At 46.1% G+C, this 24,146-nt stretch carries 26 protein-coding genes; 23 read left to right on the top strand and 3 right to left on the bottom strand.

Annotation, left to right across the window (positions count from 1 at the left end; all coding sequences use genetic code 11):
- The first annotated feature begins 168 nt into the window (after window positions 1-168).
- From ilvA to ACHBIE_RS07035, 3 genes are all read left to right on the top strand, one after another.
- Window positions 169-1,419 carry a threonine ammonia-lyase IlvA gene (gene ilvA / locus ACHBIE_RS07045; RefSeq protein ID WP_105111537.1) on the top strand — a complete coding sequence of 417 codons (1,251 nt, stop codon included), beginning with the start codon at window positions 169-171 and terminating at the stop codon, window positions 1,417-1,419.
- 40 nt (window positions 1,420-1,459) lie between these two features.
- Window positions 1,460-2,338 (top strand): SPFH domain-containing protein, encoded by an 879-nt coding sequence (locus ACHBIE_RS07040; protein WP_394719450.1) that lies wholly within the window; start codon window positions 1,460-1,462, stop codon window positions 2,336-2,338.
- An 86-nt stretch (window positions 2,339-2,424) separates the two neighbouring features.
- Window positions 2,425-2,634: a hypothetical protein gene (locus ACHBIE_RS07035; RefSeq protein ID WP_024391394.1), complete on the top strand. Its 210-nt coding sequence runs from the start codon at window positions 2,425-2,427 to the stop codon at window positions 2,632-2,634.
- Window positions 2,635-2,984: 350 nt separating this feature from the next.
- Here ACHBIE_RS07035 and ACHBIE_RS07030 read toward each other — a convergent pair whose 3' ends face one another.
- Both ACHBIE_RS07030 and ACHBIE_RS07025 read right to left on the bottom strand, forming a co-directional pair.
- Window positions 2,985-3,725, bottom strand: coding sequence for an amino acid ABC transporter ATP-binding protein (locus ACHBIE_RS07030; protein ID WP_318830079.1), 741 nt, complete (start codon window positions 3,723-3,725; stop codon window positions 2,985-2,987).
- On the bottom strand, window positions 3,718-5,283 hold the full coding sequence (locus tag ACHBIE_RS07025) for an ABC transporter substrate-binding protein/permease (RefSeq protein ID WP_105122909.1): 1,566 nt from the start codon (window positions 5,281-5,283) through the stop codon (window positions 3,718-3,720). Before ACHBIE_RS07025 ends, ACHBIE_RS07030 begins: the two co-directional genes overlap by 8 nt.
- A 292-nt stretch (window positions 5,284-5,575) precedes the next feature.
- Between ACHBIE_RS07025 and ACHBIE_RS07020 the strand changes: the two genes are divergently transcribed.
- From ACHBIE_RS07020 to sufB, 9 genes are all read left to right on the top strand, one after another.
- Window positions 5,576-6,412, top strand: coding sequence for an undecaprenyl-diphosphate phosphatase (locus ACHBIE_RS07020; protein WP_394733041.1), 837 nt, complete (start codon window positions 5,576-5,578; stop codon window positions 6,410-6,412).
- Window positions 6,413-6,530: 118 nt separating this feature from the next.
- The gene (mecA, locus tag ACHBIE_RS07015) at window positions 6,531-7,238 is read left to right on the top strand and encodes an adaptor protein MecA (RefSeq protein ID WP_105111542.1); all 708 of its coding nucleotides are present in this window, start codon (window positions 6,531-6,533) and stop codon (window positions 7,236-7,238) included.
- The gene (locus tag ACHBIE_RS07010; protein ID WP_172059647.1) at window positions 7,235-8,416 is read left to right on the top strand and encodes an undecaprenyl/decaprenyl-phosphate alpha-N-acetylglucosaminyl 1-phosphate transferase; all 1,182 of its coding nucleotides are present in this window, start codon (window positions 7,235-7,237) and stop codon (window positions 8,414-8,416) included. Before mecA ends, ACHBIE_RS07010 begins: the two co-directional genes overlap by 4 nt.
- A gap of 168 nt (window positions 8,417-8,584) precedes the next feature.
- Window positions 8,585-9,358 (top strand): Fe-S cluster assembly ATPase SufC, encoded by a 774-nt coding sequence (sufC, locus tag ACHBIE_RS07005; RefSeq protein ID WP_105111544.1) that lies wholly within the window; start codon window positions 8,585-8,587, stop codon window positions 9,356-9,358.
- Between the two features lie 16 nt (window positions 9,359-9,374).
- Window positions 9,375-10,637: a Fe-S cluster assembly protein SufD gene (sufD, locus tag ACHBIE_RS07000; RefSeq protein WP_394733040.1), complete on the top strand. Its 1,263-nt coding sequence runs from the start codon at window positions 9,375-9,377 to the stop codon at window positions 10,635-10,637.
- Window position 10,638: 1 nt separating this feature from the next.
- Window positions 10,639-11,178, top strand: coding sequence for a GNAT family N-acetyltransferase (locus ACHBIE_RS06995; protein ID WP_394733039.1), 540 nt, complete (start codon window positions 10,639-10,641; stop codon window positions 11,176-11,178).
- 17 nt (window positions 11,179-11,195) lie between these two features.
- A complete protein-coding gene (locus ACHBIE_RS06990) occupies window positions 11,196-12,416 on the top strand; it encodes a cysteine desulfurase (protein ID WP_394733038.1) in 1,221 nt (406 codons plus the stop codon).
- Window positions 12,403-12,843: a Fe-S cluster assembly sulfur transfer protein SufU gene (gene sufU, locus ACHBIE_RS06985; RefSeq protein ID WP_394733037.1), complete on the top strand. Its 441-nt coding sequence runs from the start codon at window positions 12,403-12,405 to the stop codon at window positions 12,841-12,843. The genes ACHBIE_RS06990 and sufU overlap by 14 nt, the downstream gene beginning before the upstream one ends.
- 272 nt (window positions 12,844-13,115) lie before the next feature.
- On the top strand, window positions 13,116-14,531 hold the full coding sequence (gene sufB / locus ACHBIE_RS06980) for a Fe-S cluster assembly protein SufB (protein ID WP_024379508.1): 1,416 nt from the start codon (window positions 13,116-13,118) through the stop codon (window positions 14,529-14,531).
- Between the two features lie 442 nt (window positions 14,532-14,973).
- Here sufB and ACHBIE_RS06975 read toward each other — a convergent pair whose 3' ends face one another.
- Window positions 14,974-15,714 (bottom strand): PHP domain-containing protein, encoded by a 741-nt coding sequence (locus ACHBIE_RS06975; RefSeq protein WP_105137664.1) that lies wholly within the window; start codon window positions 15,712-15,714, stop codon window positions 14,974-14,976.
- A 399-nt stretch (window positions 15,715-16,113) separates the two neighbouring features.
- Here ACHBIE_RS06975 and hisC point away from each other — a divergent pair, with 399 nt between their 5' ends.
- From hisC to hisE, 11 genes are all read left to right on the top strand, one after another.
- On the top strand, window positions 16,114-17,166 hold the full coding sequence (gene hisC / locus ACHBIE_RS06970) for a histidinol-phosphate transaminase (protein WP_394733036.1): 1,053 nt from the start codon (window positions 16,114-16,116) through the stop codon (window positions 17,164-17,166).
- The gene (locus ACHBIE_RS06965; RefSeq protein WP_394733035.1) at window positions 17,163-18,137 is read left to right on the top strand and encodes an ATP phosphoribosyltransferase regulatory subunit; all 975 of its coding nucleotides are present in this window, start codon (window positions 17,163-17,165) and stop codon (window positions 18,135-18,137) included. Before hisC ends, ACHBIE_RS06965 begins: the two co-directional genes overlap by 4 nt.
- Window positions 18,138-18,785 (top strand): ATP phosphoribosyltransferase, encoded by a 648-nt coding sequence (gene hisG / locus ACHBIE_RS06960; protein WP_105122918.1) that lies wholly within the window; start codon window positions 18,138-18,140, stop codon window positions 18,783-18,785. It abuts the gene before it with no gap.
- Entirely contained in the window at window positions 18,782-20,065 is a 1,284-nt protein-coding gene (gene hisD / locus ACHBIE_RS06955; RefSeq protein WP_394733034.1) for a histidinol dehydrogenase, read from the top strand. The genes hisG and hisD overlap by 4 nt, the downstream gene beginning before the upstream one ends.
- On the top strand, window positions 20,052-20,699 hold the full coding sequence (gene serB, locus ACHBIE_RS06950) for a phosphoserine phosphatase SerB (protein WP_105122920.1): 648 nt from the start codon (window positions 20,052-20,054) through the stop codon (window positions 20,697-20,699). Before hisD ends, serB begins: the two co-directional genes overlap by 14 nt.
- A 70-nt stretch (window positions 20,700-20,769) precedes the next feature.
- Window positions 20,770-21,354, top strand: coding sequence for an imidazoleglycerol-phosphate dehydratase HisB (gene hisB / locus ACHBIE_RS06945; protein WP_172022420.1), 585 nt, complete (start codon window positions 20,770-20,772; stop codon window positions 21,352-21,354).
- A 1-nt stretch (window position 21,355) separates the two neighbouring features.
- Window positions 21,356-21,964 carry an imidazole glycerol phosphate synthase subunit HisH gene (gene hisH / locus ACHBIE_RS06940; RefSeq protein WP_394733033.1) on the top strand — a complete coding sequence of 203 codons (609 nt, stop codon included), beginning with the start codon at window positions 21,356-21,358 and terminating at the stop codon, window positions 21,962-21,964.
- Window positions 21,965-21,975: 11 nt separating this feature from the next.
- Window positions 21,976-22,695, top strand: a complete 720-nt coding sequence (gene hisA / locus ACHBIE_RS06935) for a 1-(5-phosphoribosyl)-5-[(5-phosphoribosylamino)methylideneamino]imidazole-4-carboxamide isomerase (RefSeq protein WP_394733032.1) — start codon at window positions 21,976-21,978, stop codon at window positions 22,693-22,695.
- Window positions 22,696-22,697: 2 nt separating this feature from the next.
- Window positions 22,698-23,462, top strand: coding sequence for an imidazole glycerol phosphate synthase subunit HisF (gene hisF / locus ACHBIE_RS06930; RefSeq protein ID WP_394733031.1), 765 nt, complete (start codon window positions 22,698-22,700; stop codon window positions 23,460-23,462).
- Window positions 23,455-23,769, top strand: a complete 315-nt coding sequence (hisI, locus tag ACHBIE_RS06925; protein ID WP_105111558.1) for a phosphoribosyl-AMP cyclohydrolase — start codon at window positions 23,455-23,457, stop codon at window positions 23,767-23,769. The genes hisF and hisI overlap by 8 nt, the downstream gene beginning before the upstream one ends.
- Window positions 23,770-23,782: 13 nt before the next feature.
- Window positions 23,783-24,097, top strand: a complete 315-nt coding sequence (hisE, locus tag ACHBIE_RS06920; protein ID WP_105160824.1) for a phosphoribosyl-ATP diphosphatase — start codon at window positions 23,783-23,785, stop codon at window positions 24,095-24,097.
- Window positions 24,098-24,146: the final 49 nt, after the last annotated feature.

Raw genomic sequence — 24,146 nt, 5'->3', positions numbered from 1 at the left:
TGGGCTAGCCCAGACAGCTTAACCTCTGGATCTCTAGTTATCAATGAACTTGTTGCACTTGACTTGACAATGTGCGAATAAAAAATATTTGTGAATTTTGATTATAAATCCTATGTTTATTTCAGGATTTTTGGTACAATATTTATAATAGAAAGAAATAAGTGCAATATGATTTCAGCAAAGAACATTGAGCAGGCCTATTCTGTTCTCAAAAATGTGGTGGTTAAGACACCGCTAGACTATAATCGTTACCTGTCAGAGCGTTATGGAGCCGATATTTATATCAAACGGGAAAACGAGCAGCGGGTCCGTTCCTTCAAGATTCGAGGGGCTTATTACGCTATTTCCCAATTGACGGATGCGGAAAAAGAGCGAGGGGTTGTCTGTGCTTCAGCGGGCAACCATGCCCAGGGAGTAGCCTATACCTGCCAGGAAATGCAGATTCCTGCTACAATTTTCATGCCCATTACAACGCCGCAGCAGAAGATTGGTCAGGTCAAGTTCTTTGGTGGGGAATTTGTGGATATTCGCTTGGTGGGTGATACCTTTGATGAATCGGCTCAGGCTGCTCAAGACTATACCCAGGAAAGTGGAAAAACCTTCATCGATCCCTTTGATGATGATAATGTTCAGGCAGGTCAGGGGACTGTTGCCTACGAAATCTTGGACGAGGCCCAGGAACAATCGATTGATTTTGATCAGATTTTGGTTCCCGTTGGTGGTGGCGGTCTGATTGCAGGTGTTTCGGCTTATTTGAAGGAACAGGCACCAGGCATCAAGATTGTAGGTGTTGAGGCTAGCGGAGCACGTTCGATGAAGGCTGCTTTTGATAAGGGAAGACCTGTTAAGCTGGCTGAAATTGACAAGTTTGCGGACGGAATTGCTGTTCAAAAAGTCGGTGCAAGCACCTACGAAGTTGCTCGTAAACATGTAGACAAGCTGATTGGTGTTGATGAAGGTTGGATTTCAGAAACCATTTTGGACCTTTATTCTAAATTGGGAATTGTCGCTGAACCGGCTGGTGCTGCGACTATTGCTGCACTTGAGGTTGTCAAGGACCAAATCAAGGGGCAGACCATCTGTTGTATCATTTCAGGTGGTAACAATGACATCAACCGCATGCCAGAAATGGAAGAACGAGCTCTGATTTACGAGGGAATCAAGCATTATTTCGTCGTCAATTTCCCCCAACGGCCGGGTGCCCTGCGCGAATTTGTAAACCATATTCTCGGACCGAATGATGATATTACACGGTTTGAGTATATCAAGCGGGCCAATAAGGGAACAGGTCCAGTTCTCATCGGGATTGCTTTGGGCGATAAGAATGACTATGCGGACTTTATTCAGCGCTTGGAAGATTTTGACCCACAATATATTAATTTGCACGAAAATGACTCACTCTATAAAATGTTGGTGTAAGATGTTAGCTTAGGAGGTTATTATGGCACCTATATTGTTTATGTTTACTCTCTTATTCGTCCTGCTTCTGGCCTTGATTTTGATTATTTCTGGCCTCTATGTGGTCAAGCAGCAGACGGTGGCTATTGTCGAGCGGTTTGGTAAGTACCAAAAAACGTCTACCTCAGGGATTAACTTTAAAATTCCTTTCGGTGTGGATGTCATTGCAGCTCGTATTCAGCTTCGGATGTTGCAAAGTGAAATCGTGGTTGAGACAAAGACCCAGGATAACGTATTTGTGACCATGAATGTGGCGACCCAATACCGGGTCAATGAAAATAACGTCACAGATGCCTACTACAAGCTCATGCACCCAGAGGCTCAAATCAAGTCCTATATTGAGGATGCCCTGCGCTCATCTGTGCCTAAATTGACTCTGGATGAATTGTTTGAGAAAAAAGATGAGATCGCCCTGGAAGTGCAGAAGCAGGTGGCAGAAGAGATGTCCACCTACGGCTACGTCATTGTCAAGACCCTGATTACCAAGGTTGAGCCAGATGCAGAGGTTAAGCAATCCATGAACGAAATCAACGCAGCCCAGCGGAAACGGGTTGCGGCCCAAGAATTGGCAGAGGCAGACAAGATAAAAATTGTCACTGCTGCAGAGGCAGAAGCTGAAAAAGACCGCCTGCACGGTGTGGGTATTGCCCAACAGCGTAAGGCTATTGTTGACGGTTTGGCAGATTCTATACGTGAATTGAAAGATTCCAACGTCAGCATGTCAGAAGAGCAGATTATGTCTATCTTGTTGACCAACCAATACTTGGATACCTTAAATAATTTTGCACAAGGAGGTAATAATACAATCTTCTTACCGGGCAATCCGGAGGGTGTTGAAGACATTCGCACTCAAATATTGTCAGCTCTTTCTGTCAAATAATTGGTAAAAACCGAATACTTTACTTGACAAAATGAGCATAGCTGTATTATACTTAATTGCACGAATAAAAAGGAAAGGGGTTTCTCATGACTAGTTACGAAAAAGTTGCCGCAGTTGTAAACTGGGTACGTGAAAAGAAAATCACTGGTTACCGTATCAGTAAAGAGACCAACGCTCGTGAAATGTCAGTTATCGCTCTTGCACAAGGACGTGCAAAAATCGACAACATCTCATTCGCGACAGCTTTGGGCTTGATTGATTTTTACGACAAAAACCACAAAAAATTTGAAAACTAATCTAGGTAAACTTACCTAGAAAAACAAGAAAGAGAGGTCTATGCCTCTCTTTTCTATTTGGAAAACAGTAAAAAAGTGCAAAAAATCACTACCTGTACTATACTGTAATTGAAATTTTTAAAGTTTAGGTGCTAGAACTGTTGCCTCAGTCCTAGCGCCTTTTCTTTTTGATTTTAGTTGAGTATAACACCGCAATCGGGGGAATAGAGTAGGATGGAAAAAGGGGGCCAACAAGATGTGTCCTGAAGGCAGTGACTCCCAGGCTTCATTCTGTGGCAACAGGGGCCTGGTTTGCTTTTGAAGTGTATAGAGCCCAAAAAAAAAATACCAGCTAGAGCTGGTATAAAGGTTTAACCGAGGAAACGTTTCAAGAATTCTTTGGTTCGCTCTTCTTTTGGATTTTCGAAGATTTGTTGAGGTGTGCCTTCTTCGGCGATGACGCCCTTGTCCATGAAGATGACACGGTCTGAAACGTCGCGGGCAAATTCCATTTCGTGGGTCACGATGACCATGGTCAAGCCAGACTCGGCCAATTCTTTCATGGTTTTGAGAACTTCACCCACCATTTCTGGGTCAAGGGCAGAAGTTGGTTCGTCGAAGAGAATAACTTCTGGATCGACTGACAGGGCGCGTGCAATGGCTACCCGTTGCTTTTGTCCACCAGAGAGCTGGCTTGGTTTAGCGGCCCAGTATTGCTCAGTCATGCCGACCTTGTTGAGGTTGGCTTTGGCAATTTTCTCTGCTTCAGCGCGGTCACGTTTGAGAACGGTCGTTTGGGCCACGATAGCATTTTCCAAAACATTGAGGTTGTTGAAGAGATTAAAGGATTGGAAAACCATGCCTAATTTCTCACGGTAGGTGGTCAGGTCATAGCCCTTGACCAAAACGTCTTGACCGTGGTAGAGGATGGTGCCTTCCGTCGGTGTTTCCAAGAGGTTGATAGAACGGAGGAAGGTTGATTTTCCAGAACCGGAAGAGCCGATAATGGAGATAACCTCGCCTTTTTCAACGGTTACTGAAATGTCCTTGAGGACTTGGTTTTGACCGTAGGATTTTTTCAGATTCTTGATTTCCAGGATGGTATTAGACATGTGGAACCTCCTCGATTTGCATTTGGTTGGCACCTGTCGTGTAATTGTCCATATCGAAACGTTTTTCGACAGAACGCAGGATGCGGGTTACAGTGAAGGTCAAGATGAAGTAGATAATGGCAATCACAGTAAAGGTTTGGAAATATTGGTAAGTCTGGGTCGCGACAGTATTTCCTGAAAAATAAAGCTCAACCACAGAGATAACGTTGAGGACAGATGTATCCTTGATATTGATGACAAATTCGTTACCAGTAGCTGGGAGAATGTTGCGGATAACCTGTGGCAAGACAATCTTACGCATGGTTTGGTTGTGGGTAAATCCAAGCGCAGTTGCTGCTTCAAATTGCCCCTTGTCAACAGCGAAGATACCACCGCGGACAATCTCACTCATGTAGGCACCAGTGTTGATAGAAACGATGAAAATAGCTGCCAGAGTGCGGTCTAGGTTAAGCCCAAAGGCCTGGGCGGTACCGTAGTAGATAACCATAGATTGTACAATCATTGGGGTACCACGGAATACCTCGATGTAGATATTAATCAGCCAACCGAGAACTTTTTGTCCCATAGCAGCGACCTTGTTTTCAGCTTTTGGAGCAGTGCGGAAGACACCAATCAAAAGACCAATCAGCGTACCGATGATGGTACCCAAGATGGAAATCAAGAGGGTCATACCAGTTCCGCGTAGGAGTTGTTGCCAGTTGTTGACGATGATATTCCAGACCTGTGTAAAGAAGCTTGGTTGCGCGTCGGTTGCTTCTTCGACCGGCTGATTTTCAATCATATTGTCCATCAATGCAACTTGGTCGTCTTCAGAAATGGTCGCAAGGACTTGGTTGACCTGTGCAATTCGTGCATCATCCTTACGCATACCGACTGCAATGGTCACGTCCTCGGCATTGGTTTCAAAACCTTCTGAAAGCTCGACCATCTTGAAAGCCTTATTAGCAGCCTCAGCGGTACGGCCTTCCGGACGCTCAGACACGTAGGCATCAATAATACCAGCCTCCAGAGCCTGACGAATTTGCGAGAAATCCCCCATGGCTGTCTGCTTGTTTGCGCCTTCGATCTGGTCAATCAGGTCGTAGAGGTAGACACCTTGTTGCGCAGTGATTTTTGCACCTGCAAAGTCAGCCAGTTTGCTGGCTGTTGCATATTGACTATCTGCACGAACGACCAATGTCGGAATGGAAGTGTAGTAGCTGTCAGAAAAGGCGATTTCTTTCTTGCGCTCTTCTGTTGGGCTCATCCCGGCGATGATCATGTCAATCTTACCAGAAGTCAATGCTGGAACCAGACCTTCCCACTTGGTTTTGACCACCAAGAGTTCCTTGTCCATGGATTCTGCAATTTTTTTGGCGATTTGCACGTCGTATCCGTTAGCGTATTGGTTGGTCCCTTCGATAGGGGCAGCACCATTACTGTCGTCTTCCTGGGTCCAGTTGAAAGGTGCATAGGCAGCTTCCATCCCGACACGCAGGTATTCATCTGCACGAACGCCTGTAGTGACTGAAAAAACAGCCAGTAGGGTCAGCAGGAAAATACTGAGTTTATGTTTCATAATATCTCCTTATAAAATATATTGTACCATTGTATAAAAAATTCTGAAAAATTTCAATACGATTGCTTTTTTATTCACAATTATTGTATAAATGTTCTTTGAGCGATAGCATCAAACTATATTTGGCTCTTTATTTCTCTCATCTTTCGTGGTATAATGTCTAAAGTATCTAGAGCATGATTGGTTTTAAAAAATTAAAAGTATCTTTTATAAAAAAGTCCCTGGTGAGCAAGTTATCTCTTTCCTATGGTATCGCTCGCTGGTCAATGCAGGTTCTTAAAAGGAGTATCCTATGTTTATCGAATTATTGAAAGCCATTTTCTTAGGCATTGTTGAAGGAATTACGGAATGGTTGCCAGTTTCCTCTACTGGTCATTTGATTTTGGTCCAGGAATTTATTAAGTTCAACCAGTCGAATAGCTTTGTGGAGATGTTCAACATTGTTATCCAGTTGGGGGCGATTTTGGCCGTTATGACCATCTATTTCCATCGCCTTAATCCTTTCCAGCCTGGCAAAAGCAAGCGTGAGATTCAGTTGACCTGGCAGCTATGGGCCAAGGTTGTCATTGCTTGTATTCCATCCATCTTGGTGGCCCTGCCCTTTGATAGCTGGTTTGAGGCCCACTTCAACTTTATGGTGCCCATCGCCATTGCCTTGATTGTCTATGGTATTGCCTTTATCTGGATTGAAGAGCGCAATAAGAGAGTCCAGCCTACAGTGACGGACTTGGCGTCCATGCCTTATAAGACGGCTCTGTTTATCGGTCTCTTCCAGGTTTTGGCCATTATTCCAGGGACTAGCCGTTCTGGGGCGACAATTTTGGGGGCCATTATTCTTGGGACCAGTCGTTCGGTGGCAGCTGACTTTACCTTCTTCTTAGCCATTCCTACCATGTTTGGCTATAGCGGGCTCAAGGCGGTCAAGTATTTTATCGACGGCAATACGCTCAACTTTGAACAGGTCTTGATTCTCTTGGTCGCATCGGTAACGGCCTATCTTGTTTCTGTCGTTGTCATCCGGATGCTGACAGATTATGTGAAGAAACATGATTTTACAGTGTTTGGTTACTATCGGATTATCCTGGGGGCCATTCTATTGGTTTATTCTTTCTTGAAGTTTATTTCCTAAAAGCAGGCTGTCCTGCTTTTCTTTTGTTTTTCCGACGGCAATTTAGTATAATGGTGAGAGATTTGTATGAGAATGTGGCCTATTTGTTGGAAAATCTAGGCAGATGTATGAGGTAAGTATGAAAGTAAAACAAATTAGTGATTCGACCTTGAAAATCACTATTCTATTAGATGATTTGGAAGAAAGAGGCATGGAGATTGCGGATTTTCTTATGCCCCATGAGAAGACGGAGGAATTCTTTTATTCTGTTTTAGATGAATTGGAGTTGCCCCTGACATTTCGAGAAAGTGGCATGCTCAGTTTTCGCGTAACGCCCAAGCCTGACAAGGTCGATATTTTTGTGACCAAGTCAGAGATTGATAAGCACATCAACTTTGAGGACTTGGCTGACTTTGACAATCTCGATGAGGTCAGTCAGATGACGCCGGCGGATTTTCTTCAGTCTTTGGAGAAAAACCTGAAAGATAAGAGCGCCTATGACAAGGATGCGGTACAGCGTCTGGCAGATATAGAGGCTGAAGAAGAGGCAGAGCCCTATATCTACTACGTTCTGCACTTTGATCATTTGCACGAAGTGGTTCAATTCGCCCAGGCCATCGATGTGGATTTTGAAGAATCAGAGCTCTACAAGATGAACGATGACTACTTTATGACTGTCCTCTTGGATGTGAGTGACCGTTCCGCAGATTATCCAGATTACCTCCTGTCTAGAATGTTGGAGTACACGGACGACTCTACCGTGACCCGTCCTGTTCTGCAGGAGCATGGCCAAGTCTTGTTGCCTCTAGCCGCTGTTGAGGAATTGAAGAAGGTAAGTCTTGCATGATGCCTTTTGCTTTGAAATATGTCCTCATCCTGATTGGAACCTTGATTACCTCGGTCATTCTGACGCCTCTGATCCGTTTTCTGGCTTTTAAAATTGGGGCGGTGGACCATCCAAATGCCCGCAGAATTAATAAGGTACCCATGCCAACGGCTGGTGGCCTAGCTATTTTTATCACCTTTTCGGCTGCGGTTCTCTTCTTTCTACCGCAAATCGTTACCTATGTGAGCCATAAGGGAACCTATTTTGACTACGTTCTTCCCTTGGTTCTGGCGAGTGGTATGGTGGTGGTGACAGGCTTGGTGGATGATATCAAGGAGCTCAGTCCTTTGCCCAAATTCCTTGGGATAACAGCTGCGGCCCTGGTCATTTGGTTCTTCACGGATTTCCATTTTGATGCCTTTAAACTGCCTTTTGGTGGCCCCTATATTGAGTTTCCGACCTGGTTGTCCTTTTTCCTCACCATGCTCTGGATTGTAGCCATTACCAATGCGGTTAATTTGATTGACGGCTTGGACGGGCTGGTTTCAGGGGTATCGATTATTTCGCTGACCACCATGGGCCTGGTTTCCTATTTCTTCCTAGTGGAAAGCGAGATTTATTTGACCTTGACCTTGTTTGTCTTGGTTGTCGCGATTGTCGGGTTTCTGCCCTATAATTACAATCCGGCCATTATCTATCTTGGTGATACGGGAGCCCTCTTTATTGGCTTCATGATTGGTGTTTTGTCCCTCCAAGGTCTGAAAAATTCGACCGCAGTAGCTGTTGTGACGCCTATGATTATTCTGGGAGTACCGATTACAGATACGGTTGTGGCCATTATTCGTCGAACCCTGTCGGGCAAGAAAATTTATGAAGCAGACCGGATGCATCTCCACCATCGCCTCCTGTCCCTGGGCTTGACCCATCGGGGAACAGTCTTGGTTATCTATGGGATTTCCTTTTTATTCTCATTGATTTCCCTCTTGTTCAATGTATCCAGTCGTGTCGGCGGTGTATTGTTGATTTTATCTGCAGGATTTGGCCTGGTTCTCTTTTGTGAACTCATCGGTATTTTCGGTGAAAATCGAACACCCCTCCTCAATCTTCTGCGCTTTATTGGCAACAGTGGTTATCGACAGGAACGGGTGGCTGACTGGAAAGAAAAACGAATTATTCGGAGAAATCAGAAGAAAGATTAAGTCTAGGAACATGGAAAGAGCCGATTGGCTCTTTTTTTGATATACTAGGATAGATACTGTTCATTAAAATTTCCAGACAATGAGATTTTAAATGCGTCAAGGGGGGCTGCTAGGGCAGTTTTTCTCAGCATGTATAAGGGACAGGACAGAAAAATAAAGGAGCATACCATGTCAGTATTAGAAATCAAAGACCTTCATGTGGAAATTGAAGGCAAAGAAATCCTCAAGGGTGTAAATTTGACCCTCAAAACAGGTGAAATTGCAGCCATCATGGGACCAAACGGTACCGGTAAATCAACCCTTTCAGCAGCCATCATGGGCAATCCAAGCTACGAAGTGACGCAAGGGGAAGTCCTCTTTGATGGTGTCAATATCTTGGAATTGGAAGTGGATGAGCGCGCTCGTATGGGGCTTTTCTTGGCCATGCAGTACCCATCTGAAATTCCGGGTATTACCAATGCAGAATTCCTCCGTGCAGCTATGAATGCTGGCAAGGAAGACGAGGACAAAATCAACGTCCGCGACTTCATCACCAAGTTGGATGAGAAAATGGAGCTCCTCAATATGAAAGAGGAAATGGCTGAGCGTTACCTCAACGAAGGTTTCTCTGGTGGTGAGAAAAAACGCAATGAAATCCTGCAATTACTCATGTTGGAGCCAACTTTTGCCCTTCTGGACGAAATTGACTCAGGTTTGGATATTGACGCCCTCAAGGTCGTATCAAAAGGCATCAACGCTATGCGTGGCGAAGGTTTTGGTGCCATGATTATCACCCACTACCAACGCCTGCTTAACTATATCACTCCTGATGTGGTCCATGTCATGATGGAAGGTCGTGTCGTCCTGTCAGGCGGCCCTGAATTGGCGCAACGCTTGGAAAAAGAAGGCTATGTTAAGGTAGCTGCTGAGCTTGGCATCGACTACAAAGAAGATGACATTTAAGTCTTTGGAGGAACCTATGACCAAAGAATTGATACAAGAATTTTCACTCCAACAGGCCGAGCCAACATGGTTGACAGACCTACGTTTGTCGGCTTTTGGGAAAATAGCAGAGCTGGACTTGCCAGTTATCGAGCGGGTAAAATTTCACCGTTGGAATTTGGGTGACGGCAGTTTAGCCATCAACGATGCAGTAGGAAACGTACCGGATTTCACAACTCTAGGTGACAATCCTATGCTGGTGCAAGTCGGTAGCCAGACGCTTTTGGAACAATTACCAGCAGACCTTGTCGAAAAAGGAGTAGTCTTTACAGACTTCACTTCGGCTTTGGAAGTCATTCCGGATGTCATCGAGAAATACTTGGGCTCAGCAGTAGCCTACGACGAGCACAAATTGGCTGCCTACAATACAGCCTATTTCAACTCGACAGCCGTTCTTTACATTCCGGATAATGTTGAAATTGACCAGCCTGTCGAAGGTATTTTCTACCAAGACGCGACAAGTGGCGTGGCTTTTAACAAGCGCGTACTGATTATCGCAGGCAAGAACACCAAGCTCAATTATTTAGAACGATTTGAGAGCCTTGGTGACGACGCGGTGAAAACCTCTGCCAACATTGTGGTCGAAGTGATTGCCCAGGCAGGAAGCCAGATTAAGTTCTCAGCCATTGACCGCTTGGGGCAGCACCTGGATACCTATTTGACTCGCCGTGCGACCATTGGCAAGGATGCCAGCGTGGACTGGGCCATTGGCCTCCTTAACAAAGGAAATGTCGTTGCTGACTTGGATGCAGACCTCAAGGGAAATGGTAGCCATGCTAATCTCAAGGTGGTCGGCCTGTCAGCTGGCCGTCAGGTTCAGGGTGTCGATACCCGCGTGACTAACTACGGCAATAATTCGGTCGGTCATATCCTGCAACACGGGGTTATTTTGGAAAGTGGTACTCTTACCTTCAACGGCATTGGACACATTATTCGTGGTGCCAAGGGAGCAGATGCCCAGCAGGAAAGCCGCGTCCTTATGCTGTCTGACAAGGCGCGTTCCGACGCTAACCCAATCCTTCTCATTGATGAGAATGAAGTCACGGCCGGTCACGCAGCTTCTATCGGTCAGGTGGACCCAGAGGATATGTATTATCTCATGAGCCGTGGTTTGGATCGCGCGACAGCCGAGCGTCTGGTCATCCGTGGGTTCTTGGGAGCTGTTATCACAGAAATCCCAGTCAAGGAAGTCCGCGACCAGATGATTGCTGTGATTGAAGATAGCTTGTCAAAACGCTAAGATGAAACAAGGAAAGATTCAAGTTACATTAGAACTCCTTGCCAAGTCGGATTGGGATGCGTTTATCCTGGTAAATCAAGTATCGTTTAACTTCGGAGCTTTGGAAGAATTTGGAGAAGGCCATACCTTCTTCGAGGAGGAAGGCCAGGTCATAGCGCGTGAAACGGTTCTCATGTCTTTGGAACATGGACAAGCCTACTGGATAGTACTGGAAAATCAGCGAGCAGTCGGCCTTGTTCTCATCTTAGATGGTGAACAGGGAGAACTAGAAACCCTGTTTACTTCACCAGAAGTCCATGGCCGAGGTATTGGATTTGCGGCCTGGCAAGCGGTGGAAGCGACCTTTCCACAGGTCAAGGTTTGGCAAACCATCACACCTTACTATGACCAATGCAATATCCATTTCTATATCAATCGATGCGATTTTCGCATTGTTGAATACTTCAATGCCTTCCATAAAGTGATGTTTTTGGAAGGGAAAGGGGATCAGGATATGCTGGAACAATTTCCACAGGGAGTTTTTCGCTTTGAAAAAGGATAAGGAAGTGAGGGATAGTCATGTTAGAAGAGTGTAAATTAGATTTTCCCATTTTAGACCAAATTGTTAATGATGAGCCACTGGTTTATCTGGATAATGCCGCAACGACGCAAAAGCCGCAGCAGGTATTGGATGTCTTGGCAGACTATTACCAGAAGGACAATGCCAATGTCCACCGCGGAGTGCATACCTTATCTGAGCGCTCGACGGCCCGTTATGAGGCGGCGCGCCAGACGGTAGCTGATTTTATCCGTGCCAAGTCTAGCAAGGAAATCCTCTTTACCCGAGGAACGACGACGGGGATCAATTGGGTGGCTCAGTTTGCTAGAGATCTTCTCCAAGCAGACGACGAGGTCATCATTTCGGTTCAGGAGCACCATTCCAATATCATTCCTTGGCAGCAGGCCTGCCAGAAAACAGGGGCCAAGCTCCGCTATGTTACCTTGAAAAATGGCGAGCTCGACATGGACGTCCTGAAGGAAGTCCTGTCTGAAAAGACCAAGTTTGTCTCTCTAGCCCATATTTCCAATGTGTTGGGCTCAGTTGCGCCCATTAAGGAAATAGCAGAGCTGGTGCACGCGGTCGGTGCCTACTTGGTAGTGGACGGTGCCCAATCAACTCCGCATATGGCTATTGATGTGCAGGATTTGGACGTAGATTTCTTTGCCTTCTCAGGGCACAAGATGTTGGGACCAACCGGTATTGGCGTCCTCTATGGCAGACAAGAACTGCTAGAACAAATGTCTCCTGTTGAATTCGGGGGTGAAATGATTGAATTTGTCTATGAACAATCTGCAACTTGGAAGGAACTGCCTTGGAAATTCGAAGCGGGGACACCGAATATTGCGGGTGCTATCGGACTTGCAGCTGCCATTGATTACTTAAATGACATCGGCATGGAGCATGTCCAGCAGCACGAGGAAGAATTGATTGCTTACATCTGGCCAAAATTGCAGGCCATTCCCGGCTTGACCATTTACGGTAGCCAGGACGTCAGTAAGCGGACAGGTTTGATTGCCTTTAATCTGGATGATTTGCACCCACACGATGTGGCGACCGCCTTGGATTATGAAGGCGTTGCTGTTCGAGCAGGTCATCATTGTGCCCAACCGCTTCTCAGTTATCTGCAAGTGCCGGCGACTGTTCGGGCAAGTTTCTATATTTACAATACCAAGGCTGACTGCGACAAGCTGGTCGATGCCTTGCTCAAAACAAAGGAGTTTTTCAATGGCCCTATCTAGGTTAGACTCGCTCTATATGGCCGTTGTGTCAGAGCATTCCAAATCTCCTCGCCATCATGGTAGCCTCTCAGGAGTCGAAAAGCTTGAATTGCACAATCCCACCTGCGGCGATGTCATTGAATTGTCTGTCAAAATCGAGGATAATGTCATCACAGACATTGCATTTGATGGTGTCGGCTGTACCATTTCCACAGCCTCGGCCTCTATGATGACAGAGGCCGTTCTCGGAAAGAGTCTGGACCAAGCCCAAGAACTGGCGGAAGTCTTTTCTCAAATGGTCCAAGGTCAGCAAAACGACAAGCAAAAAGAATTGGGAGATGCTGCGCTTCTAGCGGGTGTTGCCAAATTCCCACAGCGAATTAAATGTGCTACATTACCGTGGAATGCCCTGAAGAAAGCACTGGAACGAAGTGTCAGTGCTGAATGAAGGGCAACTGCGACATGAGCGATTTTGGTCGATATTATCAAAATTTGCGAATTAGTAAGCCACTTAGCAAGGTTGATTAGAATCTTGCGTTACTTGGTTAGGAACTTTAATTCCAACCAAGTTTAGTGTCTTGAAGAAAGCACTGGAACGAAGTGAGAGTGCTGAATAAGCATCAATACAAACTCTAAAAATGAAAATCATATAGAAAGGATTGTTCAGTTTTTGATTGGAATTGAACAGGCCCAAGATTTATAGGGCTGAGTATCTTAATTATGTCAGAAGAAAGAATTGAACCAACCCCGATTGATCTTGGGGAATATAAATTCGGTTTCCATGATGAAAACGTGGAACTGGTGGCTTCGACTGGTAAGGGATTGAGCGAAGAAGTGATTCGTGAAATGTCCCGTATCAAAGGCGAGCCAGAATGGATGTTGGAATTCCGTTTGAAATCCTATGAAACCTTCAAGAAAATGCCGATGCAGACTTGGGGAGCCGACTTGTCTGAACTGGATTTTGATGATATTGTTTATTATCAAAAGCCGTCGGATAAGCCAGCACGTAGCTGGGATGATGTACCAGACAAAATCAAGGAAACCTTTGAACGCATCGGTATCCCAGAAGCTGAGCGTGCTTACCTGGCAGGTGCTTCTGCCCAGTACGAATCAGAAGTGGTTTACCACAACATGAAGGAAGAGTACGACAAGCACGGTATTATCTTTACAGATACTGACACGGCTCTCAAGGAACACCCAGAACTCTTCAAAAAATACTTTGGAAAACTTGTTCCGCCGTCAGACAATAAACTAGCTGCCCTCAACTCAGCGGTTTGGTCAGGTGGCACCTTCATCTATGTACCAAAAGGTGTCAAGCTGGATATTCCACTCCAAACCTACTTCCGTATCAACAATGAAGGAACAGGGCAGTTCGAACGCACTCTCATCATCGTGGATGAAGGAGCAAGTGTTCACTACGTCGAAGGCTGTACAGCGCCGACCTATTCGACGGCTAGCCTGCACGCTGCCATCGTGGAAATCATTGCCCATGAAGGTGCCTACATGCGCTACACGACCATCCAGAACTGGTCTGACAATGTCTATAACCTCGTAACCAAGCGTGCTCGTGCAGAGAAAAATGCTACGGTCGAGTGGATTGACGGAAACCTCGGTGCCAAGACGACCATGAAATATCCGGCCGTTTATCTGGAAGGCGAAGGTGCGCGTGGTACTATGTTGTCCATTGCCTTTGCCAACAAGGGTCAGGTCCAAGACACGGGTGCCAAGATGATTCATAATGCTCCACGGACTTCATCATCTATCGTGTCTAAATCCATCGCCCGCGGTGGCGGTGAGGTTAACTATCGCGGTCAGGTCACATTTGCCAAAAACTCGGCAAAATCTATCAGCCACATCGAGTGTGATACCATCATCATGGACGACATTTCCAAGTCGGACACTATCCCGTTCAACGAAATCCACAACTCACAAGTCGCATTGGAGCATGAAGCCAAAGTCTCAAAAATCTCAGAGGAGCAACTCTATTACCTCATGAGCCGCGGCCTCTCCGAATCCGAAGCCACCGAAATGATTGTCATGGGCTTTGTCGAACCATTCACCAAAGAACTCCCAATGGAATACGCAGTCGAACTCAACAGACTGATTGCCTATGAGATGGAGGGGAGCGTTGGCTAATTTGTGTAGCTCCACATAGCTAAGAAGCTATTTGGAGCACACAAATGCCAACGCTCGTTGGAAATAGAGAGCGACGGCAGTCGCTCTTCTTTGTAATCTTATAACAATTCCATTCCTTCCACGCTCGTCGTTTTCTGTAAGAAAACGATATGTAGTTAGGAGTTTCGTAGAAACTCTCTCCAACTGAAGTTGGAAATAAGGACTTGTGGTAGCGAGTCCACATTATAATAGAGTATACAACACATACAAAGTAGCTTTAGGGCTACTTTTTGCATTGGTCCTCCCACCAAGGATTCTTAAAATAGGGAATCCTATCTAGCAATCATTAAAATTCAAAAAGCGAACAAGTTAGTATTCTGATAGTCAGAAAATCTAATCTTGATCGCTTTTTATTCTATATATGATTGAGACAGGCTCTTTTTCAGCCGAGGTTTGCCAATAATTATAAATTTATAATCTCTTCTTCTGGAATTCCGTAGTCTTCTAGCATCTGCAGCATCTTCTCGAAGCCCAGTTGAAAATGTTCCAAGACATGACCGTCGGAGCCGAGTGAATAGCGGTGGCAACCTAGTTCTTTGACCAATTGAAGAGCATAACGGTACAGTTCTTCGTGGTGATAGAGGTAGATGCTCTTGGCATTGAGTTCAAAGGCTAAATCATGCGCTATCATTTTCTTGAAAATGCGGATGAGCTGGGGCTCAAAAGTCTCTAGTTCTTGAACAGTCACATCAAAGAGGCGGAAACCGTAGTCAAAATGCGCCAAGACGTCAGCTGGAACCCGTCCAACGGCATATTCCAAGCGGTCCAAATAATCGGTCATGACCGCCATCTTGTCCATATCTGCCACTTCTTCGTCTAGATAATCGTTAACTCCGTTGTGATGGACGGATAATAATTTGAGGTCGAAGTCTTTGTCTGCTAAGTAGGCTAGAATATCGGTTTCCCGCGGTTGGAAATAGCCGATTTCAATGCCTTTCTTGATGCGCTTACCATAGTCTTCATTAAGCACAGCAATTTCTTGGGAATAGGCCTCATAATCAGGAATATCATCCTGCTTGCTATAGGGATTGGACAAATCAAAATGCTCCGTCGTCACGATTTCGCCGCTATAATGCTCAAGATAATCTTGAAATCGCGCTTTAGAATCATAGGAGTAGTGAGTATGCAAGTGGTTGTCTCTCATGGTAATTCTCCTTTCTTTCTATTGTAACAAAATCGCTTTTGAGCGACAAGTTCGGAAATCAAGGGAAATGGAATAAAAAAATCTGATAATTCTTGCAATTTATCAAAAATTTGGTAAAATAGTACAAAATAAAAAGCGATGAGAGAAACAATCTCAGACCATTTTTCAGAGAGTATCTAGTTGCTGAAAGGATACATCGGTTTGGGCACACATTCTTGAGTGCAATTGCCAACGGTGTTGAACCTAGTAGTGATTGACGTCTGTCTACGTTACGGACTGAAATCTTTGACTTCCTGAGGGATATACGGCGACGTATGTCTGAATGAAGGTGGAACCACGTGTAAGCGTCCTGAAACAAGGATCTTGCGCGTGTTTTTTTATCGTTTGAGAGGTAATGACATGGAAATAAAAGGGCTTAGAAAGATTATGCCTTATGTGGCTGGAGCGCAACCACAGGTGGCCAATATGATTAAACTCAATACCAACGAGAATGCCTATGGACCAAGTCCAGCGGTAGTTGCGGCTTTGGCTGATTTTGATGCGACAAACCTACGTCGCTATTCGAGTCTGGATCAGGCGGAACTTCGTCAGGCCTTGGCGGAGCAACATGGTTTGGAGGCAGACCAATTTGTCATTGGCAATGGTTCGGATGACGTCTTGTCTATGGCTTTTCTGTCCTTCTTTCAAACGGAGCAACCGATTTTGTTTCCAGATTTGACCTACGGCTTTTACAAGGTCTGGGCTGATTTGTATCAGGTGCCTTTTAAAGAGATACCGCTGGCGGAGGATTTTAGCTGGCGAGTGGCAGATTATCAGAGAGAATGTGGGGGAGTGATTTTGACCAATCCCAACGCTCCGACGGGATGCTTCCAGTCTCTGGGCGATATTGAGGAGGTTCTGAAGGCTAATCCGCAGGTCGTTGTCATCGTTGATGAGGCATATGTCAATTTCGGCGGGCAGACAGCTGTTCCGCTTTTGGACAAATACCCCAATCTCTTCATTACGCGGACCTTCTCCAAGGATGCATCACTAGCAGGTTTGCGTGTCGGATACGGCATAGGTTCCAAGGAGCTGATAGGTGTTATTCAAGCGGTGCGCAATGCCATCAATCCTTACAATGTGGATGTCATCTCTGAAGCTTTGGCTTTGGCTGCGGTCAAGGATTGGGCCTATTACGAAGAAACCTGCCGGAAGATTATGGCAACGCGCGATTGGTTTGCGGAAGAATTGACCAGACTTGGCTTTAATGTTTTGCCGTCAGCAACCAATTTCCTCCTAGTGCGACCATCTCGTGTTAGTGCGGGAGAACTGTTCAAGCACTTGGAAGAAGAGCAGATTTATGTCCGGTATTTTCCAAACCAAGAACGCATAAAAGATAGACTACGCATCTCCATCGGCACACAAGAGGAGATGGAGCGGGTCTTAGCAAGGATAAAGGAAGGGTACCTATGAACAATCGAACATTGCCACAAGGACTGCACGACAAGCTTTTCAAACGCGCCCGCGCTACTTATGAAATTGAGCGGACGGTCAGTGACCTTTTGATAGAACGCGGTTTTCATCGGATAGAAACGCCGACCTTGGAGCATTTTGAAGTCTTTTCAGATACTGTCGATACCAATAATTATCACCTTTTTGACAAGAGAGGCCATCTTCTTAGCTTGCGGCCGGATATTACTAGCCAAGTAGCCCGTGTCATTGCTTCAACTCGGGTGCAGACGCCTATTAAATTTTCTTATTCGGGCAAGGTCTTTCGCAGTCAAGAAGCCATGCGGGGCTTGGAAAATGAACGCACTCAAGCCGGAATTGAAATCATTGGCTATCCTGTACAAGAGGCCTACGCTGAAGCCATTTCTAGTGCTAAACAAGCTTTGGAACGTTCGGGGTTGAAAGACTACAAATTTGAGTTTTCGCATGCAGCCATCCTCAAGACGATTTTTCAGCAATTGGAACTAACTTCTGAGGTGGCGGATGATTTGTCTCTCCATATTCGGGATAAAAATATTACCAAGCTCCACGAATTTACCAAGCAGCATCCGAGTGAATTTGATGGTTTCATCAGTCGTTTGCCTTACTTATTTGGAGAGGCAGAGGCGGTCTTGGCAGCAGCCCGGCAGGTGTCGCAGAACGCGCAATTATTGCAGGCTTTTGACCAATTAGAAGCATTTATCGCCATGGCAGAAACTGATTTGGGACCTGTCACAGTGGATTTGGCGCAACTTCCGACGGTCCCTTACTATACAGGCATGATGTTTAAGGTTTTTGACCAGCAATTGCCGGACGCCTTTTTATCAGGTGGGCGGTATGACAAGCTCTTTGAGCGGTTTGGAGCCGAGGAGCTGACGGCTATCGGTTGGGCCTTGGAAATTGATGCCATTTACCAAGCCATTCGACAGGATTTAGACTATCAAGGAGGGAAGTAAATGGGTGATCAGATTACCATTGCCTTGACCAAGGGGCGGATTGAGAAGGAAACCTTGGCTCTTCTGGAAAAGGCGGGTTTTGATATGTCTTTCATGGCCGATAAGGGGCGGAATTTGATTTTTGAAAGCCCTGATGGGCAGTTTCGCTTTTTACTGGTCAAGGCTCCGGATGTAACGACCTATGTTCGCCACGGAGTGGCAGATATGGGCGTTGTCGGCAAGGATGTCTTGATTGAGCATCCTGCAGGATTTTTGGAAATGCTGGATTTGAACTTTGGCTTGTGTAAATTCTCGGTTGCCTCTGTTCCAACTTACAATCCCAGTGATCACAAGCGGAAGCGGATTGCGACCAAGTATCCAACAGTTGCCCTGGAACATTTTAAGCAAAAGGGCGAGGATGTCGAGATTATTTCTATTCAAGGTAGTGTGGAAATTGCTCCTGTTCTGGGACTGGCCGATGCCATCGTCGATATTGTGGAGACGGGCAATACCTTGGTGGCCAATGGTTTAGTGGTCTTTGAAGATATTTGTCGGATTTCCTCGCGTTTGATTGTCAATAAAGCCAGCATCAAGAATAAGCCTCAAGTGCTATCATTTATCAAGAAATTAGAAGACATTGTCGGAAATGAGGAGGTACCTTTTAGATGAAACGCTTAAGTGGAACAAGTCATGACATTGCGGCCTTGCTCTATCAAGAACAAGTGGCGCTGAATGCAGAAACGGTCTCCGTAGAAGAGACCGTCAAGAAAATCATGGCACGGGTCGCTCGTGAAGGAGATGCAGCTCTGAAAGCCTACAATCTCCAGTTTGACGGGATCGAGCTCGATGACTTAGAAGTCAGTCAAGCGCAAATAGATGCAGCTTTTGAGCAGATTGAACCAGACACTCTCTCAGCCTTAGAAGGTGCCAAAGCCAATATCGCTTCCTACCACCAACAACAGGTGGAAGTGGGTTTTGAGGACCAACCGTCTGAAGGCGTCCTTCGTGGGCAACTCATTCGTCCCCTAGAGCGAGTGGGCGTCTATGTTCCGGGAGGAACAGCCGCCTATCCTTCTTCGGTCTTGATGAATGTCATCCCAGCAAAAATTGCTGGTGTAGAGGAAATCATCATGATTACCCCGCCACAAGAGACCTACAATCCAGCGATTTTGGTGGCGGCAAGATTGGCTGGAGTGGATAAGATTTATCAGGTTGGCGGAGCCTACGGGATTGCCGCGCTAGCTTATGGAACGCAGTCCATTCCCAAGGTGGATAAAATTACCGGTCCGGGCAATATTTATGTCGCAACGGCTAAAAAATTGGTCTACGGCTTGGTTGGAATTGATATGGTTGCCGGTCCATCTGAAATTGGCGTTATCGCAGACGAGACGGCAAATCCTGTTTTTGTAGCGGCGGATTTGTTGTCACAGGCGGAGCACGATCGCTTGGCGCGTGCGATTTTGGTGACCAATTCGGAAGTCTTGGCTGAACAAGTCGAGCTAGAAATCGATCGGCAGCTGCAGACCTTGCCTCGTGAGGAAATTGCGCGGACGTCCATTGAGCAGAACGGACGCATTATCGTGACAAACACGGTAGAAGCCATGTTTGACTTGATGAATTTGGTGGCGCCTGAACATTTGGAAATTGCTATGGAAGATGCCTATGATTATCTTCCCTTGGTCAAGCATGCTGGGTCGATTTTCTTGGGTCATTATACCAGTGAGCCGATTGGGGATTATTATGCAGGGACCAATCATGTTCTGCCAACTTCAGGCACCAGCCGTTTTTATTCGGCACTGGGTGTCCATGATTTTATCAAACGAATACAATACACACAATATAGTAAGAAAGCCGTGCAAGAGGCTAGTCAGGCTATTACAAATTTAGCCTATTCAGAAGGGTTGGCTGCTCATGCACGGGCCATTGAGGTGAGAAATGAAGGAAGTTAAGGGATTATTGGTCATGGATGTGGACAGCACCTTGATCATGGAAGAAGGCATTGACCTGCTGGGCGAAGAAGCTGGTCTCGGTCAGCGAGTTGCGGACATTACCAATCGCGCCATGCGGGGGGAATTGGATTTTGAAGAGGCCTTGCGTGAACGCGTTGGTTTGCTGGCTGGCTTGCCCGAAACGGTTTTGGACCGCATTTTAGGGCGCATTCATTTCACACCGGGAGCAGAAGAATTGGTGGCAGAACTCCACAAGCGTGGCTATAAGGTAGCCGTTGTGTCGGGTGGTTTTCATCAGACGGTCAATGTGTTGGCGGAACGGCTCAATTTGGACTATGTTAAGGCCAATACGCTAGAAATTGTCAACGGAGTTTTGACAGGACGCGTGACCGGCGACATTGTGACCAAGGATGTTAAGGAAACCATGCTCAGAACTTGGGCGGCGGAAAATGGTCTCGACATGCAAGATACGATTGCAGTGGGCGATGGTGCCAACGATCTGCCCATGATTCAGTCAGCTGGTATCGGCATCGCCTTCTGCGCCAAACCCATTGTGCAGGAACAGGCTCCTTATCAAATCAATGAGAAAAATTTGTATCAGGTGATTGAGATTTTGGATAGGGTGAAGAAATAAGAGACAGTATTCACACGTCAGGTACCGATCTGCGAATACAGCTTCTAATTAGTAAAGAAAGAAGAACATCATGAGAACAGCAAGCATTGAACGCAATACCTTTGAAACAAAAATTAAGTTGACGGTTAATTTGGATGTGCAGGAACCGGTTGAGATTGTGACGGGTGTGGGCTTTTTTGACCACATGTTGACCCTTTTTGCCCGCCACAGCCGCATATCTCTAGTTGTCCATGTAGACGGCGATACGTGGGTGGACAGCCATCATACGGTTGAGGATGTCGGGATTGTTCTTGGACAAGCCATCAGGGAAGCTCTGGGCGACAAGGTCGGTATCAATCGTTACGGGACTTCTTTTGTGCCTATGGATGAGACGCTGGGAATGTCTAGTCTAGACTTGTCTGGACGCTCTTATTTGGTCTTCGATGCGACTTTTGACAATCCAAAATTAGGTGATTTTGATACGGAATTGGTCGAAGAATTCTTCCAAGCCTTGGCTTTCAACCTGCAGATGAATCTGCATTTGAAGATTTTGCACGGGCAAAATAGTCACCATAAGGCTGAAAGTCTCTTCAAGGCAACAGGTCGAGCTCTTCGCGAAGCCATTACCATCAACCCTGATATTAAGGGTGTCAATTCAACAAAAGGACTCTTGTAATATGATACGAGTGATTGATTATGATGCAGGAAACACAGCTAATGTCCTGCGGGCCTTGGAAAAAATCGGTGTAGCTGCGGAATTTACGGCGGATCCTGAGAAAATTTTGTCGGCTACAGGTTTGATTTTACCGGGAGTCGGTGCCTTTCCGTCGGCTATGGCTGAATTAGAAAAACGCCAACTGCTACCAGCTATTCAGACAGCTGTGGCGGCTGGCAAGCCTTTTTTGGGCATTTGTTTAGGCATGCAGTTGCTCTTAGACCAAGGTTTGGAACACCAGCCGACCAAGGGTTTGGGCCTCATTCCCGGTGTTTGTCGTCCTATTCCAGCTAAAGAGGGCTATCCTGTGCCCCACATGGGCTGGAATCAGTTGGAAGTCAAGCAGAAAAATCCACTGACAGATGGGCTTGATGACCAGTCGGTTTACTTTGTTCACAGTTATTTTACCGATGTAGCGCCTGAATATATCGACGCAACAGCGGATTATAGCAGGGAAATTCCAGCAATGATTTCAAAAGGAAATGTCTTTGGGGCGCAGTTTCACCCTGAAAAATCAGGTCAGGTTGGGCTTGGCATTTTGACAAAGTTTGCGGCATTATGTCAGAAATAGTGAGGGAAGATATGCAGATTTATCCAGCGATTGATATTCGAAATGGGAAGGCAGTGCGTCTCTTTAAAGGAGACTTTAATCAGGAGACCGTTGTTAACCCAGATGTATTAGACCAAGCCAAAACATTTGCGGCTGCGGGGATTGGCTTTATTCATGTGGTGGATTTGGACGGTGCTTTAGAGGGACGAGCGACCAATAGGGATTTAATTGCCAGTTTGAAAAGCGAGACCGGTCTCCGCATTCAAGTTGGAGGTGGCGTTCGCACCTTGGACCAGATTGCGGATTATCTGGATGCCGGTATTGACCGTGTCATTATTGGGTCTATGGCTGTTAAAAATCCAGATTTTGTCAAGCAAGCCTTGGAGCGTTTTGGAAGTCAGGCCATTGTCGTGGGCATCGATGCCAAAAATGGCTTTGTCGCAACAGAAGGCTGGCTAGAAACCAGTCAAGTAGACTATCTGAGCTTGGCCAAGGAGATGGAAAAAATTGGTGTGCGCCTCTTTGTTTACACCGATGTGGACCGCGACGGTACCTTGACAGGTCCTAATTTTGACCATTACAGAAACCTGAAGGAGACCTTGACAGAGGCAGATGTCATTGCTTCTGGCGGTATCCATGCCATGAGCGACTTAGTGGAGCTGGCGCAAATCGGGGTGGCCGGTACCATTGTCGGCAAGGCTTATTACAGCGGCAAGGTCAGCTTGGACGAATTGCAGCAATTTGGAGGTTGAACATGTTAGCAAAACGCATTATTCCCTGTTTGGACGTCAAGAACGGTCGGGTAGTCAAGGGGGTCAATTTTGTCAACTTGACGGATGTGGGAGACCCTGTGGACACAGCAAAAGCCTACTACGAGGCAGGCTGTGATGAATTGGTTTTTCTTGATATTACGGCGACGCATGAAGAACGCGAAACGACTGTGGACATGGTGCGGCGCGTGGCAGACCAAGTCTTTATTCCTTTTACCGTTGGCGGTGGCATTCGTTCCGTCGATGATATGAACAAGATGCTCAAGGCAGGGGCTGACAAGGTATCGGTCAATTCATCGGCGGTGGCCAATCCATCCTTGATCAAAGAATGTGCTGAAAAATTCGGCAGCCAATGCGTTGTGGTTGCTATTGATGCGCGCAAGGAGGAAGATGGGACTTGGCATGTCTATGTGGCTGGCGGTCGCAAGGATACCGGTCTAGATTTACTAGATTGGGCCAAGAAGGTCGTCGAGCTTGGAGCTGGCGAAATCCTTTTGACCAGCATGGACAAAGACGGGACTAAGTCAGGCTTTGATGTGGACATGCTCAATGCTGTGGCGAGCGTGGTGACGGTTCCCATCATTGCATCGGGTGGCGCTGGTAATACGAACCATATCCTTGAGGTATTTAAACAAACACCGGCAACGGGTGCCTTGGCAGCATCCATCTTTCATTATGGCCAAGTCAGCATTGCTGAAACCAAATCAGCTATGCGCCAGAATGGAATTGAGGTGCGATTAAATGATTAGTATTGATTTTGCCAAGCAAGATGGATTGGTGCCTGTGATTGTCACTGACCATGAGACAGGTCTGGTCTTGATGCTGGCTTATATGAATGAAGAATCCTATCAAAAGACCTTGGAAACCAAGCAGATGCATTACTGGAGCCGGTCGCGTCAGGAATTGTGGCACAAGGGTGCAACCAGTGGGCATTTTCAGACGGTTAAATCCATCAAAACAGATTGTGACCGCGACACCCTGCTCATTTCCGTCGAGCAAGTAGGGGCTGCCTGCCATACGGGTGCCTATAGTTGCTTTTTTGAAAACATACTCTAAGAAAGGAGCAGATATGCTAGAAACCTTGTACCATGAAGCCCTGAACCGTAAGCGTAATCCAAAAGAAGGGTCCTATACTAACTACTTGTACGGCAAAGGCTTGGATAAAATTCTCAAGAAAGTTGGGGAAGAAGCAACAGAAGTCGTGATTGCCGCCAAAAACGCCGATAAGGAAGAAATTGCCAATGAAACAGCTGATTTGCTCTATCATTTGGCTGTTCTGCTGGTGGAAACAGGCGTGAGCTTAGAAGAAATCGAAGTTATTCTACAGGCCCGTCAAGGAAAAGTCAGTAAGACCAGCGACCGCCGAGAAATTAGTGACTACTAAAAAAGCTCATCACGAGCTTTTTAGTTTGTGAAAAAATCCGAAAAAAGTA

The organism is Streptococcus sp. A23 (assembly GCF_043674155.1).
Lineage (GTDB): Bacteria > Bacillota > Bacilli > Lactobacillales > Streptococcaceae > Streptococcus > Streptococcus suis_V.
This window is presented reverse-complemented; position numbering and strand designations above follow the sequence as displayed.